A 14064-nucleotide genomic window follows, 5' to 3' on the forward strand; every position below is an offset into this window, starting at 1 on the left:
CAGGTCACTTCTCGACCTGGCCCTCCTTCAGCCACAGCTGGTCCAGCAGGACGTTGCACTTGTCCCCGCCGGCGCAGGAGACCGAGATGGTGTTGGAGCCCTTGTTGAGGGTCGGCCAGGCGTAGGTCTGGGTCCAGCCCTTGGAGAAGTCGCCGTCCTTGGCACGGGCGAAGTTGTCCATGTTGAGCTTGGAGCCGAACTCCTTGCCGTTGACGGTGAGCGTCATCGACTGGGGGTCGTCGGTGGTGCTGTAGCGCACGAAGACGGTGTAAGTACCGGCCTCCGGGATGTCGTTGACGGTCCAGGTGACCGAGTTCCCCGGCTGGTTGAGGTTGGCGACGTAGATGCCGCCGTCGGACTGCGCGCCCTCGACGTCCGACGCGAGGGCGGCCGTACCGCCCAGCCGCATCGCCTTCGCGTCGGCGGTGGGCAGCTCCGCCTTCTCTTCCTCGCCCGCGCTCCTGCTCGCCGACGGGGTCGGTTCGCCGCTGTCCTGGGACTGGGTCGGCGTGGAGTCGGCCTGGCTGTCGCCGCCGTCCTCGTCGTCGCCGCCGATCATGGCCACGCTGATGCCGATCACGACCGCGGCGACCACCGCGATCGCGCCGATGAGCAGGCCCTTGGTGTTCGGGCCGCGGCCCCGGCCGCCCCCGCCGTGCGACGGCTGGTGCGACTGGACGGTGGTGGCGCCGCCGGGCAGCGTCTCCGGGGCGGCGTAGTGGGCGTTCGCCTGGCCGTACGCGCCCTGCTGCTGCGGAGCGGGCTGCGCCTGCTGCCCGTACTGGCGGGTCCCGACCGGCCGCACCCGGTTGACCGAGTTCGGGTAGCCGTAGCCCCCGGACGGCGGCTGGGCCCCGTTGGCCTGCCCGTCGGCGTAGAGGTAGCCGAACGGGTCGTCGTCCTCCGGCGTGCTCGCGCCGTTGTTGCCGGCCGTCATCCCTTGGTGCTCCTAGCTGCGGATCGGGTGCGGTACGAGTGTGGAGAGAACGAGCCTACCCGCTTCCCATGGCCCGAACGGGTGACCCGCACCGCATCAACCCACTGACCTGCGCTTCATCCCGCACGTCTGTGCTGTTTGGGACGAGATCGTTTCTCGACGTACATCCGCTCGTCGGCCGACTTCAGCACTTCGTCCGCCGTCATCCCGCACTGCGCCCACCCGATGCCGAAGCTGGCGCCGACCCGCACGGCCCGCCCCTCGGCCCGGATGGGCTGGATGATCTCGTTGCGCAGCCGGACGGCGAGGTCCTGGGCGTCGGCCCGGCCGAGCCCGTCGGCGAGGATCACGAACTCGTCGCCGCCGAGCCGGGCGACGGTGTCGCCGTCGCGCACGCCGTTGCCGAGCCGGCGGGCGACCTCGATGAGCACCGCGTCACCCGCGTTGTGCCCGAACCGGTCGTTGATCGACTTGAAGCCGTCGAGGTCGCAGAAGAGCACCGCGAGCCCCTTGGCGCCGTCGTCGAACTCGGTGGCGGGCGCGACGGTGTGCACGTGGTGGTCGTAGCCGTCGTACGTCTCGGCGCCCGGCGGGAAGTCGAAGTCGTGGCCCCGGTCGAAGGCGGGCGGGCCGTAGGCGGCGTCGAAGGAGTCCGCGGAGTCGAAGGACTCGAAGGGTTCCATGGAGTCGACGGAGGCGGGCAGCACGCCCTGCGGCTGCTGCCGGCACAGCCGGGCGGACAGCCGCGCCCGCAGCTCGGCGGAGTTCGGCAGTCCGGTGAGCGAGTCGTGGGAGGCGCGGTGGGCGAGCTGGAGCTCGCGGCGCTTGCGCTCCTCGATGTCCTCGACGTGGGTGAGCAGGAAGCGGGGGCCGTCGGCGGCGTCGGCGACGACGCTGTTGCGCAGGGACACCCAGACGTACGTGCCGTCACGGCGGCCCAGGCGCAGCTCGGCCCGGCCGCCCTCGGCGGAGGTGCGCAGCAGGGTGCCTATGTCCTCGGGGTGGACGAGGTCGGAGAAGGAGTAGCGGCGCATCGCGGAGGCGGGGCGGCCCAGCAGGCGGCACAGGGCGTCGTTGGTGCGCAGGATGCGGCCGTGCTGGTCGCCGCCCATCTCGGCGATGGCCATGCCGGAGGGGGCGTACTCGAAGGCCTGGCGGAAGCTTTCCTCGCTGGCCCGCAGCGCCTGCTGGTCGCGCTCCAGGCGGACCAGGGCGCGCTGCATGTTGGCACGCAGACGCGCGTTGCTGATCGCGATGGCGGCCTGGAAGGCGTACATCTGGAGCGCCTCGCGGCCCCAGGCGCCGGGCCGGCGGCCGTTGCGCGGGCGGTCCACGGAGAGGACGCCGACCAGTTCCCCGGAGGTGCCGCCGCCCTGCGGGCCGGGGGCGTACATCGGGGCGAAGAGCCGGTCGGAGGGGTGCCACTCGTCCTCGAAGCGGGGCGCGGGCCCGTCGGTGTACCACTGCGGGACGTCGTCGTCGTCGAGGACCCAGCCCTCGGTGTGCGGGATGAAGACCAGATCGCCCCAGCGTTCACCCATGCCGAGGCGGCGGTCCCAGGACTCGCGGGAGCCGGTCCGGCCGGTGATGAGGGCCTCGGCGGCGGAGTTCCCGGCGAGGGCGGCGACCACGAGATCACCGTCGGGGCGTACGAGATTGACGCACGCCAGTTCGTAACCGAGGGCGTCCACGACACCGTCGGCGACCGTCTGCAGCGTGTCCGCCAGACTGCGGGCCGTGTTCATGTCGGCCATGGCCTGGTGGAGTTGCCGCAGCGACGCAAGGCGGACGTAGGGTTCCGACTCGGTCTCCATCCTCGCCCTCCCCCCGAGACCTCGCAGCGAATCAAGGGTTGTCTTCGGCGTATCGTCCCAGCAGCTTCCCCGCCACTGAATCACAGCGCGCTGCCCACTCGGTACACAGGGTCAACAATTATTGCCCCTTGTGACTCAAGTCACAGGCAAACGTGAACAATTGCGTGGGCTTTCCGCGGTTTCCCCTCGCTTTTGACGAACGCAGTTTTTGTGGTGTTTGTGCAGGGACTGTGTCCGACTCGGGCGTTGGTCCTAGGTCCCGGCTCGGGCCGGGGCCCGATGCGGTGCCCGTGGAGCGGAGATTAGCGTTTCCGGCGTGCCGAACACTTCCGCCCCGTCCACGATCACCGCTGCGCCCGCCGCCCTGCATGCTGAGGGGGTGAGCAACGACGAGTTCCGAGCCGCCCTGTCCCGGCTGGCCGCCGGCGTGGTCCTGGTGACCGCGCAGGAGCCGCCCCTGGACCCCGACGACCCCTCGGCGCCGGCCGGCGAGGACGTCGGCATGACGGCCACCGCGTTCCTGTCGGTCTCCCTGGACCCGCCGCTGGTGCTGGTCAGCCTGCGCAACGGCTCCCGCATGGACGAACTCCTCGACGAGCAGCCCCTGTGGGCGGTGTCCGTGCTCTCCGAGAGCCAGCGGCACATCGCGGGCCGCTTCGCGATGAAGGGCCGGGTCAGCGACCGCCTGCTCTTCGCGGACATCCCGTACCTGCGCGGCGAGCACAGCGGGGCGCCCCTGGTGGGCGGCGCGCTGGCGACCCTGGAGTGCCGCACCGAGCAGCGGGTCCCGGCCGGGGACCACACCCTGGTGATCGGCCGCGTCCTGACCGCCCGGGTACCGAGCGCGGAGGGCGGCCCGCTGACGTATTTCCGGGGCCGTTACCGGCAGTTGGGCTGAACGATTTGCCGCCGTCGCCGAAATCCCTTTCACCGGACGGGATTTACCTGATTAGGGTGCCCGGATGACGACGCCCACCACACTCCGCCTCGAAGAGATCACCCCGAAGAACCTCGAGACCGCCCTCGGGATACGGGTCCGCCCCGACCAGGAATTCGCGGTCGCGCCGGTGGTGAAGTCCCTCGCCGAGGCCTACGTGCATCCCGGTAGGGCCTGGCCCCGCCTGATCATGGACGGCGACCGCGCGGTCGGCTTCCTGATGGCCTTCCTCGACATCGACTGGCACGAGGACGGCGGCAGCGCCCTCCGCTCCGGCCTGTGGCGCCTGAACATCGCGGCGGAGGAACAGGGCAAGGGCTACGGCCGCTTCGCCGTCCGGTCAGTGGCCGGGGAACTCCGCCGCCGGGGCACACACGAGCTCTACGTCACCTGGCACCCCGGCGACAACGGCCCCGAGGACTTCTACCTGAACCTGGGCTTCCACAAGACCGGCGAACTCGCCGGGAACGAGATGGTGGGCGTACTGAAGCTGCGCTGACCGGACTGAACGGTGCGCGAGACCCCACATCGGCCACCGGATGGAAACTCGCGGTGGACGCGCCCCAAAGGGGCGCGGGGCTGTACCCGATACGCGACTACCGCCGCACGGGCGCGCCCCGACAGGGGCGCGGGGCTGTACCCGATACGCGACTACCGCCGCACAGGCGCGCCCCAATAGGGGCGCGGGGAAATGCGCGACCAGCCACAACGGACCCGCAGGGACACTGATCCCCGGCCGGGAGGCCACACCTCGGGGGCCGGAGGCCACACCCGGGGGCCGGGGCCACGCCCAAGGGGAACTGGGAGGTCACCCCCAGTCCCGCGAGGAGCGCCCCCTCTTCGTCTCGGCCCGCTGCTTCTTCTCCCGCAACCGCCGCTCATTGATCCCCCGCGGAATACGCGTGGGCCTGCGCGGCTTCGGCGGCGGCGCGCTCGCCTCCGCGAGCAGCGCCGCCAGCCGCACCGCCGCCGTCTCCCGGTTACGCCACTGCGAACGGTGCTCCGAAGCGCGAACGGTGATCACACCACCGGTCAGCCGCCCGGCCAGCCGCTCCAGCGCCCGCTGCTTCCACACCTCGGGCAGCGCCTCGGTACGAGCGAGGTCGAAACGCAGCTCGACCTGGGAGTCACTGGTGTTCACATGCTGCCCACCGGGCCCGGACGACCGCGAGAAACGCCACATGAGCTCCGCCTCGGGCAGGACGACGGAACCGCGGATGAGATAGGGACCGGACATGCCCTACAGGTTCCCGCGCCTGACCGGGCCACGTCACCCGAATATCCGGATCGCGGGACACCGATCCCGGGACACGGGTAAAGAAAGTAAAGAGACCTGGAACCTCTCGCACCCCTCTTCGCGTTCAATGGGGTAGCTGTAGCTTCTAGCCGTACGCAAACGAGGGAAGGGACTCCCAACAATGGCTGTAAGCCTGTCCAAGGGTGGCAACGTCTCGCTCACCAAGGAGGCTCCGGGCCTGACCGCCGTCACCGTGGGCCTCGGCTGGGACGTCCGCACCACCACCGGCACGGACTTCGACCTCGACGCCTCGGCGATCGCGGTCAACACGCAGGGCAAGGTCTACTCCGACGCCCACTTCGTGTTCTTCAACAACAAGCAGACCCCGGACAACACCATCGTCCACACCGGCGACAACCGCACCGGCGAGGGCGCCGGCGACGACGAGGCGATCAACGTCAACCTCGCCGCCCTCCCGGCCGACATCGACAAGATCGTCTTCCCGGTGTCGATCTACGACGCCGAGAACCGCAGCCAGAACTTCGGCCAGGTGCGCAACGCCTACATCCGCATCATCAACCAGGCCGGCGGCACCGAGATCGCCCGCTACGACCTGTCGGAGGACGCCGCCACCGAGACCGCCATGGTCTTCGGCGAGCTGTACCGCAACGGCGCGGAGTGGAAGTTCCGCGCCGTCGGCCAGGGCTACGCCTCGGGCCTCGTGGGCATCGCCCAGGACTTCGGCGTGAACGTCTGACCGACACCCCGCTCACGACGCGGTCCCCGGCCGGGCGGCAACCACCCGGCCGGGGACTCCGGCACACCCTCAGGGCCGCTCCGGCCGCCCCTCCCCGTACAGCCAGTCCTCCCAGATCCCGGTGAAATCCTCGCCCGGGGCCGACCTCTCCACATACGCCGTGAAGTCACCGGTGCCCGCGTTACCGTGACGGTGCTCCCGCGCCCAGCCCCGGAGCAGGGCGAAGAAGGAATCGTCACCGACCGTCTGCCGGATCCTGTGCAGCACCATCGCACCACGCCAGTACACGGAAGTGGCCGAGATGTCCGCCGCGCCCGGCGGCTCGGCCGGCGGGAAGGACCACAACGCCTCGTTCGTCCCCGCGTCCGGGAAATACGAACCGGCATACAGCAGGTCGAAGATCCGCTGCGCGCTGTCACCCCCGTGCTCCTCCTGCCACAGCCACTGCGCGTACGTCGCGAAACCCTCGTTGAGCCACATGTCCCGCCAACTGCGCGGGGACACGGAGTCGCCGTACCACTGATGGGCGATCTCGTGCACCAGCAGCACGATGTCCGGGGCACCGGGAAAGACCGGCCGGTTCTGGGTCTCCAAGGCATACCCGGCGTCCTCGGGACGCTCGACGACCGCACCCGCGGAGGAGAAGGGATACGGCCCGAAGGTCCGCTCCGCCCACTCCAGCACCTCGGGAATCCGCGCCAGAACCGCGCGGCCCGCCCCCGCCTGCTCCGGATCGACAGCCGTGTACACGGGCAGCCCGCCGGCCGTCACCGTGCGACGGACCTCAAACCTCCCGATGGCCAGCATCGCGAGATAGCTCGCCATCGGCTCACCGGTACGCCACCGGTACGTCGTACGGCTCCCCTTCCTCTCCTCACCGGCCGGCTCCCCGTTGGACACCACCCGCAACCCGCTCGGCACCGTCACCGCGACGGCATACGTCGCCTTGTCGGAAGGATGGTGACTGCCCGGGAACCACGCCATCGACCCCACCGGCTCCCCCAACGCCAACGCACCGTCGGCGGTACGCAGCCAGCCCTCCTGCGAACCGTCCGGGTCCGTGACGGTCACCGGGGCGCCGGCATAGCGGACGGCCACCCGGAAGGTGCCCTCCACCGCCTCGCGCGGCCGGACGGTCAGCTCCCGCCCCGCCCGGCTCCAGCGGGCGGCCACACCGTCCACGGTGACCTCCTCGACCTCCAGACCCTCGAGGTCGAGGGTCAGCGCGGAGAGATCCTCCCTCGCACGGGCGGTGATCGTCGCAGTGCCGCTGAGGCGGTGCGCACGCGGGTCGTAGGCGAGGTCGAGGGCGTAGTGGCCGACGTCGTAACCACTGTTACCGGCCTCCGGAAAGTACGGATCACCCACACCGGAACCGCCGGCGGAAGCCCCGGAACCACCCCCACAAGCCACCACGGACACCATGAGCAGGGCGGCGACGACACTGCGGGAACCGGAGCCGTGAAAGCGCACCCCGGGATCCTATGAGGGCCGCCCCACCACGACGTGACACCATCACCCCCGTGCTCGACATCGGCTACGCCCTCTCCAACCGCTTCCCCGACCCCCCACAGACCGACTACCGCCGCGCGGACGTCCACACCCTGCGGCACGATCTGTTCTGCGGAGACGTCTACCTCGCCGACACCAGGACGGACCGCGAGCTCTCCACAGCCTGGGGATGGGTACCGGTACTCGACTTCGCATGGGCCCTGTGCGACATCGTCGAACACATCGACCGGGACCCGGCCGGCTCCCGCGCCTCCCGCCCCCAGCACGCGGAACTGGACTTCACCGAATCCACCGACCGCCTGCTCTTCGAACGCCGCTTCGGCTGGGTGGACATCGAAGCGGAATGGCTGCCCGCCTCCGAACCCCCACTGACCTTCTCCCACACCGAACTCCGCCGCGAAGCCCGCGACTTCCTCCACGACCTCCTCGCCGACCTGACCGACCTCCACGAAGACCTCGGCGAAAACCCGGCCATCTGGACCCTTCAGGCCCGCTTCCCGAGAATCCCCTGACCACTGCCGATCACCACGATGAGAACATCACCCCGACGGCGGCAGCGCGGCGGAGAGGGAGACGAGTGGCGCAGGAACGCGTGACCTACACGCTGGACCACAGGGTGTTCCCACCGGCCGTCGTCCGTGACGGAACACCGGACATCCTCGGCCCGGCCGTCCGGCTCTCCCGCGACATCGACAGCCCCGCCCCCGACCGGCTCCGCTCCCTGCGCGCCTTCCACCTCCTCACCGAGGACCGGACCCCGGCCGCCCGCATCATCACCGAGCAGCCCCTCGGCTCACGGCTGAGCGGACGCCCCGCCGTCTACCAGGTCCTCGACCCGTCCGGCACACCGATCGGACGGATCACCCTGCGACGCCGCCGGGCCTTCCGGCCCGGCCGCCGGCACTGGACCGTGGAACCGGCCACCGGACCCACTCTCCACGGATATCAAGGCCGCCTCATGTGGTGGGCATTGTGGTGGCCCCTAGGACTGCCCATCAGCCTGGTATGGCTGGTCACCACCCTCCTGGGCGAGGGCGACGGCGGATTCCGCCCGCCCCGGCGCATCATCTGGCGGGACAGCTCACGCCGCGCACACCTCGTCTTCCGCGCGGTGGCCGAGGACTACCGGCTCCTGACCGCCGGCATCGATCCGCGCCTCGTCAACGCCCTCATCGCACTGCACCAGTCCTTCGACCCGTCCGAAGGAGCAGGCGCATGGGGCTGGTACGGGGAGTAAGCCCCCTCACCACCGCTCACCCCTCCACCCGGATCCCCAGCTCCCCCGCCAGCACCGGCGCCAGATCCAGCAACTGACCCGCACTGATCACCGCCCCCGACAACCGGTCCACCCCCCGCGCGATCCCCAACGACACGGCACCCCGCAGATCCACGTCCTTCAACGTGGCCCCCGAAAGATCCGCGTCCTTCAGCGCGCAGTCCACGAACTCCACACGCTCCAGCCGCGCCCCACCGAAGTCCGGCTCGACCAGGACACACCCCTCGAAGACGACGTCCTTGAGCCGGGCCGAACGCAGATTCAGGAAGTCGATCTTCCCGCCCCGGACCAGTACCCGCTCCAGCACCGCCCCGTGCAACTGCGTCCCCCCGAGCCGCGCGTCCGCCAGCTCCACATCACGCAGGGTCGCCTCCGCAAGGTCGGTACCCACACCCCGGACACCGGCGAGCACCGAATCCAGCACCCGCACCCGGGACAACCGCGCCCCGTCCAGCGCGCACCCCGTCAGCGCACAGTCCATGAAACGCGCCCCGCCACCGTCCTGCCCGGCGAAGTCCGCCTCCCGGAACTCCAGCCCGTCGTAATCCCCGTCCGGCTCCAGCCCGCCCCCCTCATAACGCTCCAACGCGGGCAGCCGCAGCTCAGGTCGCCTCACCCCCTTCACTCCCGTACCACCCACTGCTCTCCTCGCCATGGCCCCATGCTGCACCCCACCACTGACAATCCACCCGACCTGCGAAAACCCCGCGCATGTCACATTCCCGCGCCCTCACTCCGTCGTACACGCAAAGCCGGAAGGCGACCCCGACCAAGGGAGACCCCCAGCCATGCACCACATCACCGTCATCGGCGGCGGATTCGCCGGACTCACCGCGGCCATCACCGCCGCGGAGGCAGGCGCCAAGGTCACCGTCCACGAAGCCCACCACACCCTCGGCGGCCGGGCCCGCACCGCCGAAGGCCCCTACCGGACCAACGACGGACCCCACGCCCTCTACAACGGCGGCCCCCACTGGACCTGGCTCCGACAGCGCAACCTCATCGGCCCCCTCGCCCCGCTCCCGCCCCTGGAGGCCGCCCGGCTGCGACTCCGCCACCGGGGCACCCTGCGCCGCACCCCACCCTTCGCCCTGCTGAAACTCCTGCGCCGCGGCATCGCACAGGCACCCGTCGACACCGACTTCCTCACCTGGGCCACCACAATCGCCGGCGAGGAAGGCGCACGGGCCGCCGCCCACTACACCGCGGTCGCACTGTTCCACCACGACCCCGGCTCCCTGTCCGCCGCGTTCGTGCAGGAACGCCTGCGCCGCGCCACCAAACTCCCCCCGGAGGCCCACTACCCGCGCGGCGGCTGGGGCGGCCTCATCGACCGGATGGCCGCCCACGCGTGGAACCTCGGCGTGCGCATGGAGACACTGTCCCGCGTCGGCACCCCGCCCACCGACACCCCCGTCGTCGTCGCCACCTCACTCGACTCCGCCCGCCGCCTCCTCGACGACCCCACCCTCACCTGGCCGAGCGGCCGCACCGTCCTGATCGACCTCGCCCTGCGCACCCGACGCGGCGACGCGTTCGCCGTGTCCGACCTCGACGCACCCGGCTGGCTGGAACGCTTCACCGCCCAGGACCGCACCCTCGCCCCCACCGGCGAACAACTCATCCAGGGCCAGATCCCCATCGCCCCCCACGAGACCAAGGCGGACGGCACCGCCCGCGCGGAAGAACTGCTGGACCTCGCCTTCCCCGACTGGCGGGAACGGGTCACCTGGCGGCGGGACGCGATCGCGAACGGCCGCACCGGCGCCGTCGACCCGCCCGGCACCACCTGGCGCGACCGCCCCGCCGTCGACCGCGGCGACGGCGTCTACCTCGCCGGCGACCAGGTCGCCGCACCCGGCGTGCTCTCCGAGGTCTCCTTCAACAGCGCCCTGACGGCCGTCTCCCTCGCCCTCGGCCGGAACACCCTTGACCTCAAGCACGCTTGAGGTCACACCGTGGGAGCCGCAACGGCACACGACCCGACCCCTGAGGGAATCCCCCATGCACGCCATCCGTCTGCACACCTTCGGCCCGGCCGAGAACCTCACCTACGAGGAGGTCGAGGACCCGCTGCCCGGTCCGGGCCAGGTCCGTATCGCCGTCCGCGCGGCCGGTGTCCACCTCCTGGACACAGCCCTGCGAGAGGGCGCCAAAGGCCCCGGCCCGGCCCCCGCCACCCTGCCGACCATCCCCGGCCGCGAGATCGCCGGAGTCGTCGACGCACTCGGCGAAGGCGCCCCCGAAGACCTGCTCGGCCGCCGCGTCGTCGCCCACCTCGGCTTCGCACCCGGCGGCTACGCCGAACTCGCCGTCACCGACACCGACCGGCTCCACGACATCCCCGAACGCCTCGACTTCGCCGAAGCCGTCGCCATGATCGGCACGGGCCGCACGACGATGGGAATCGTGCAGTTCGCCGAACCCGGCCCCGCAGACGTGGTCCTCGTCCCGGCGGCGGCAGGCGGCATCGGCACCCTCCTCGTGCAGTACGCCAAGAACGCCGGCGCCACCGTCATCGGCCTCGCCGGCGGCCCCACGAAAACCGCCCAGGTGACAGCCAACGGCGCCGACCTCGCCATCGACTACACGAACCCCGACTGGCCCGAACAGCTCCACGCCCACCGCGGCAAGATCACCATCGTCTACGACGGCGTGGGCGGCGACACCGCCCGCACGGCAGTCGACCTCCTCGCCCCCGACGGCCGCCACATCGTGTTCGGCTGGTCCTCCCAAGGCATCCACAGCGACAACCCCTACTTCGTCGAAGGCGTCTCCCACAACGTCCTCGGCCCCGGGATGATGCGCAGAGCCGGCGGCCCCGACCCCCTGCGCACCCTCGAACTCCGCGCCCTCGCCCAAGCCGCCGAAGGCAGACTCACCCCCGCCGTACACCGCTTCCCCCTCACCGAAGCCGCCGCCGCCCACCGCGCCCTGGAGAACAGGGAGACAACCGGAAAAGTCGTCCTGGAGCCGTAGCGGACACCATTACCGTGCGAAAGATGATCGACATCCCCGCGGAACTCGCCGCCACGCAGGAGAAGTACAACAAGGAAGCGGGCCGCGCCTTCATCGCCGCCCTCCCCGACCTCACCGCCACCTTCCTGGACCGCTGGGACCTGCGCGTCACCGGAACACCCATGCACGGCGTGAGCGCCCTCGTCCTCCCCGTCATCCGCACCGACGACACACACGCGGTACTCAAACTCCAGATCCGCGACCACGAAACCGACGGCGAACCGATCGCCCTACGCCTCTGGAACGGCGACGGGGCGGTCCGCCTCCTCGACCACGACGAACCCACCGGCACGATGCTCCTGGAACGTCTCGACGCCACCCGCATGCTCGCCCACCAGGAAGACGTCCACGAGGCCGTCCTGGTCATCGCCCACCTCCTCGCCCACCTCCACACCACCCCGGCCCCCGAAGGCATGCGCCACCTCCGCGACATCGCACCCGCCATGCTGGAACGGACCCCCGCCGTCCTGAACCGCATCACGGACCCGGCCGCCCGCCGCCTCGTCGCCGACTGCGCCGCCGCCGTGCGCGAGGTCACCGACGAACCCGGCGACCGCCTCCTCCACTGGGACCTGCACGACGAGAACGTCCTCGCCTCCGACCGCGCCCCCTGGCTCGCCATCGACCCCAAACCCCTGGCCGGCGACCCCGGCTTCGACCTCTGGCCCGCCCTGGCCAACCGCTTCGACCCCGACGACATCGACTGGCGCCTCGACGCCATGACCGACGTCCTCGGCCTGGACCGCGCGCGGGCACGCGCGTGGACGTACGGGCGACTGCTGCAGAACTGCCTGTGGGAGGTCGAGGAGGGCCGTCCGCTGGACGAGGCGGACCTGGAGATCGCGCGCCGGCTGCACGGTCTTACGGCATGAAAAACCCCAGGTCAGGAGTGACCTGGGGTTTCACCGAGCCCCCTGTCGGATTCGAACCGACGACCTACGCATTACAAGTGCGTTGCTCTGGCCAGCTGAGCTAAGGAGGCGCCGCGCGGCGCGCGCGAAGGCTGGTCCACTGTACACAGAGCCGGTTTCGCCGGGCCACGCACTTGTGGGACGAGGTCCCGCCCGTTCACCCCAAGTCGTACTCGAAGGTGTACGCCACCTCCGTCTCCCCGTGCCGGTAGGTGAACCCGCCCGTGCCGCGCAGCCCCGTCAGCTCCTCGGTGCCCGAACCCTCGACGACCTCGAAGGTGCAGTGGACGGTGCCGTCGGGCTCGAAGCGGCCGCGCTCCTCCAGGACGAAGGTGCCGGCCCGGCCGTCGACCCGGCCGCCGACGAGCTCCATGCCCGTGAAGGTGCCCGTTCCGCCGGTCAGGTAGGTGATCGCGTAGTCGCAGGCCGTGGCCTCGGTCTCGATGCCACCCGAGAATGCGTTGGTGACCGTGGCGTGCGCGAGGCGGGGGAGACTGCCCTCCTCGGTGACGGGGCTCTCCTTCCAGTCGGCGAAGGTGAAGTGACCGGTGGTCTCGGTGGTGGGCATGGGCGTTTCCTTCCGGGGTGGACGACGGTGTGCCCCACCCTTCCCGCCGTACCTGACATCCTCTGTCAGGTACGGCGGGACAATGGCTCCCATGCGCGCCGACCGGCTCCTCTCCCTGCTCCTGCTGCTGCAGAACCGCGGCCGGATGACCGCCCCCGAACTGGCGGCCGAGCTGGAGGTGTCGGTGCGCACCGTGTACCGGGACATCGAGGCGCTCGGCGCCTCCGGGGTGCCGGTGCGGGCCGAACGCGGGCCGGAGGGCGGCTACCGCCTGATGGAGGGCTACCGCACGCGGCTCACCGGGCTGACGGACGCGGAGGCCGGTTCGCTGGTCCTCGCGGGACTGCCGGGACCGGCCCGGGACCTGGGTCTGGGTGCCGTACTGGCGAGCGCCCAGCTGAAGGTGGAGGCCTCCCTGCCGGGCGAACTGGCGGACCAGGCGCGGCGGGTGCGCGAGCGGTTCCACCTGGACGCGCCGGCCTGGTTCCGGGACGCCGACCCCGTGCCGTACCTCGAACCCGTCGCGCGGGCGGTCTGGGGGCGCAGGGTGCTGGAGACCCGCTACCGGCGCTGGCGTGGCGAGGTGCACCGGGAGGTGCGTCCGCTGGGACTCGTGCTGAAGGGCGGCATCTGGTATCTGGTGGCGCTGGCGGACGACGCGGTGCGCACCTACCGGGTGTCGCGGTTCCAGGCGGTGGCGGAGACGGGCGAGGAGTTCATCCGGCCCACGGGCTTCGACCTGGCCGCGTACTGGACGGAGTCGTCCCGGCGGATGGAGGCGGCGATGCGGCAGGGCACGGCCCGGGTGCGGCTCTCACCGCGCGGACAGAAGCTGCTGCCGATGCAGTTCGGGGCGACGGGGGCGCGGGCGCTCGCGAACGCGGGGCCGGCGGACGGGCGGGGCTGGGTGGAGGTGGAGCTGATCGTCGAGTCGGAGGCGGTCGCGACCGGCGACCTGCTGCGGCTCGGCGTCGAGGCGGAGGTGCTCGGCCCGGCGGGGCTGCGGGAGGCGGTCACGAGGGCGGTGGGGGTGCTGGCGGACCGCTACGCGAGCGAGCGGTGATCACGTACGAAACGTGACAGTCACCCCCGTGGTC

The 14064-nt window shown here is 71.0% G+C and carries 15 protein-coding genes and 1 tRNA gene; 9 read left to right on the forward strand and 7 right to left on the reverse strand.

The features are described from left to right. Window positions 1–4: 4 nt before the first annotated feature. Both ACF1DX_RS19910 and cdgB read right to left on the reverse strand, forming a co-directional pair. Entirely contained in the window at window positions 5–937 is a 933-nt protein-coding gene (locus ACF1DX_RS19910; RefSeq protein WP_391792480.1) for a carbohydrate-binding protein, read from the reverse strand. A 116-nt stretch (window positions 938–1053) separates the two neighbouring features. Further along, window positions 1054–2751: a diguanylate cyclase CdgB gene (cdgB, locus tag ACF1DX_RS19915; protein WP_391792481.1), complete on the reverse strand. Its 1698-nt coding sequence runs from the start codon at window positions 2749–2751 to the stop codon at window positions 1054–1056. A 316-nt stretch (window positions 2752–3067) separates the two neighbouring features. On the opposite strand from cdgB, the gene ACF1DX_RS19920 reads away from it, so the two are divergent. Both ACF1DX_RS19920 and ACF1DX_RS19925 read left to right on the forward strand, forming a co-directional pair. After that, a complete protein-coding gene (locus ACF1DX_RS19920) occupies window positions 3068–3649 on the forward strand; it encodes a flavin reductase family protein (RefSeq protein ID WP_391792482.1) in 582 nt (193 codons plus the stop codon). Between the two features lie 64 nt (window positions 3650–3713). Beyond that, window positions 3714–4187 carry a GNAT family N-acetyltransferase gene (locus ACF1DX_RS19925; RefSeq protein WP_391792483.1) on the forward strand — a complete coding sequence of 158 codons (474 nt, stop codon included), beginning with the start codon at window positions 3714–3716 and terminating at the stop codon, window positions 4185–4187. 309 nt (window positions 4188–4496) lie between these two features. Here ACF1DX_RS19925 and arfB read toward each other — a convergent pair whose 3' ends face one another. Next, entirely contained in the window at window positions 4497–4925 is a 429-nt protein-coding gene (gene arfB, locus ACF1DX_RS19930) for an alternative ribosome rescue aminoacyl-tRNA hydrolase ArfB (protein ID WP_391792484.1), read from the reverse strand. 181 nt (window positions 4926–5106) lie between these two features. Between arfB and ACF1DX_RS19935 the strand changes: the two genes are divergently transcribed. Beyond that, window positions 5107–5682, forward strand: coding sequence for a TerD family protein (locus tag ACF1DX_RS19935; protein WP_073934377.1), 576 nt, complete (start codon window positions 5107–5109; stop codon window positions 5680–5682). A gap of 69 nt (window positions 5683–5751) precedes the next feature. On the opposite strand, the gene ACF1DX_RS19940 is transcribed toward ACF1DX_RS19935, so the two are convergent. Then, complete coding sequence (locus ACF1DX_RS19940; protein WP_391792591.1) at window positions 5752–7107, reverse strand: M1 family metallopeptidase; 1356 nt, start codon at window positions 7105–7107, stop codon at window positions 5752–5754. A gap of 98 nt (window positions 7108–7205) precedes the next feature. On the opposite strand from ACF1DX_RS19940, the gene ACF1DX_RS19945 reads away from it, so the two are divergent. Further along, window positions 7206–7706 (forward strand): hypothetical protein, encoded by a 501-nt coding sequence (locus tag ACF1DX_RS19945; protein ID WP_391792485.1) that lies wholly within the window; start codon window positions 7206–7208, stop codon window positions 7704–7706. A 65-nt stretch (window positions 7707–7771) separates the two neighbouring features. Beyond that, complete coding sequence (locus ACF1DX_RS19950) at window positions 7772–8431, forward strand: hypothetical protein (protein WP_391792486.1); 660 nt, start codon at window positions 7772–7774, stop codon at window positions 8429–8431. Window positions 8432–8447: 16 nt separating this feature from the next. Here ACF1DX_RS19950 and ACF1DX_RS19955 read toward each other — a convergent pair whose 3' ends face one another. Then, the gene (locus tag ACF1DX_RS19955; protein ID WP_391792487.1) at window positions 8448–9125 is read right to left on the reverse strand and encodes a pentapeptide repeat-containing protein; all 678 of its coding nucleotides are present in this window, start codon (window positions 9123–9125) and stop codon (window positions 8448–8450) included. Between the two features lie 133 nt (window positions 9126–9258). On the opposite strand from ACF1DX_RS19955, the gene ACF1DX_RS19960 reads away from it, so the two are divergent. Genes ACF1DX_RS19960 through ACF1DX_RS19970 form a run of 3 tightly spaced genes read left to right on the forward strand, consistent with a single transcriptional unit; the run spans window position 9259 to window position 12360 of the window. Beyond that, a complete protein-coding gene (locus ACF1DX_RS19960; RefSeq protein ID WP_391792488.1) occupies window positions 9259–10419 on the forward strand; it encodes an FAD-dependent oxidoreductase in 1161 nt (386 codons plus the stop codon). A gap of 55 nt (window positions 10420–10474) precedes the next feature. Further along, the gene (locus ACF1DX_RS19965) at window positions 10475–11449 is read left to right on the forward strand and encodes a zinc-binding dehydrogenase (protein ID WP_391792489.1); all 975 of its coding nucleotides are present in this window, start codon (window positions 10475–10477) and stop codon (window positions 11447–11449) included. A gap of 8 nt (window positions 11450–11457) precedes the next feature. Continuing rightward, the gene (locus tag ACF1DX_RS19970; protein ID WP_391792592.1) at window positions 11458–12360 is read left to right on the forward strand and encodes an aminoglycoside phosphotransferase family protein; all 903 of its coding nucleotides are present in this window, start codon (window positions 11458–11460) and stop codon (window positions 12358–12360) included. 36 nt (window positions 12361–12396) lie between these two features. Here ACF1DX_RS19970 and ACF1DX_RS19975 read toward each other — a convergent pair. Together ACF1DX_RS19975 and ACF1DX_RS19980 are read right to left on the reverse strand one after the other, a co-directional pair. Next, window positions 12397–12470, reverse strand: a tRNA-Thr gene (locus tag ACF1DX_RS19975). Between the two features lie 86 nt (window positions 12471–12556). Next, window positions 12557–12967: a DUF3224 domain-containing protein gene (locus ACF1DX_RS19980; protein ID WP_391792490.1), complete on the reverse strand. Its 411-nt coding sequence runs from the start codon at window positions 12965–12967 to the stop codon at window positions 12557–12559. Window positions 12968–13058: 91 nt separating this feature from the next. Here ACF1DX_RS19980 and ACF1DX_RS19985 point away from each other — a divergent pair, with 91 nt between their 5' ends. After that, a complete protein-coding gene (locus ACF1DX_RS19985; protein WP_391792491.1) occupies window positions 13059–14030 on the forward strand; it encodes a helix-turn-helix transcriptional regulator in 972 nt (323 codons plus the stop codon). The last annotated feature ends 34 nt before the right edge of the window (window positions 14031–14064 follow it).

This window comes from Streptomyces sp. NPDC014676 (assembly GCF_043084105.1).
Taxonomy (GTDB): domain Bacteria; phylum Actinomycetota; class Actinomycetes; order Streptomycetales; family Streptomycetaceae; genus Streptomyces.

Bases quoted from the DNA above. Each gene is read 5' to 3' on its own strand.
- ACF1DX_RS19910 (WP_391792480.1), bottom strand. From the start codon at position 937: ATGACGGCCGGCAACAACGGCGCGAGCACGCCGGAGGACGACGACCCG.
- cdgB (WP_391792481.1), bottom strand. From the start codon at position 2,751: ATGGAGACCGAGTCGGAACCCTACGTCCGCCTTGCGTCGCTGCGGCAA.
- ACF1DX_RS19925 (WP_391792483.1), top strand. From the start codon at position 3,714: ATGACGACGCCCACCACACTCCGCCTCGAAGAGATCACCCCGAAGAAC.
- arfB (WP_391792484.1), bottom strand. From the start codon at position 4,925: ATGTCCGGTCCCTATCTCATCCGCGGTTCCGTCGTCCTGCCCGAGGCG.
- ACF1DX_RS19935 (WP_073934377.1), top strand. From the start codon at position 5,107: ATGGCTGTAAGCCTGTCCAAGGGTGGCAACGTCTCGCTCACCAAGGAG.
- ACF1DX_RS19940 (WP_391792591.1), bottom strand. From the start codon at position 7,107: ATGGTGTCCGTGGTGGCTTGTGGGGGTGGTTCCGGGGCTTCCGCCGGC.
- ACF1DX_RS19955 (WP_391792487.1), bottom strand. From the start codon at position 9,125: ATGGCGAGGAGAGCAGTGGGTGGTACGGGAGTGAAGGGGGTGAGGCGA.
- ACF1DX_RS19960 (WP_391792488.1), top strand. From the start codon at position 9,259: ATGCACCACATCACCGTCATCGGCGGCGGATTCGCCGGACTCACCGCG.
- ACF1DX_RS19965 (WP_391792489.1), top strand. From the start codon at position 10,475: ATGCACGCCATCCGTCTGCACACCTTCGGCCCGGCCGAGAACCTCACC.
- ACF1DX_RS19980 (WP_391792490.1), bottom strand. From the start codon at position 12,967: ATGCCCACCACCGAGACCACCGGTCACTTCACCTTCGCCGACTGGAAG.
- ACF1DX_RS19985 (WP_391792491.1), top strand. From the start codon at position 13,059: ATGCGCGCCGACCGGCTCCTCTCCCTGCTCCTGCTGCTGCAGAACCGC.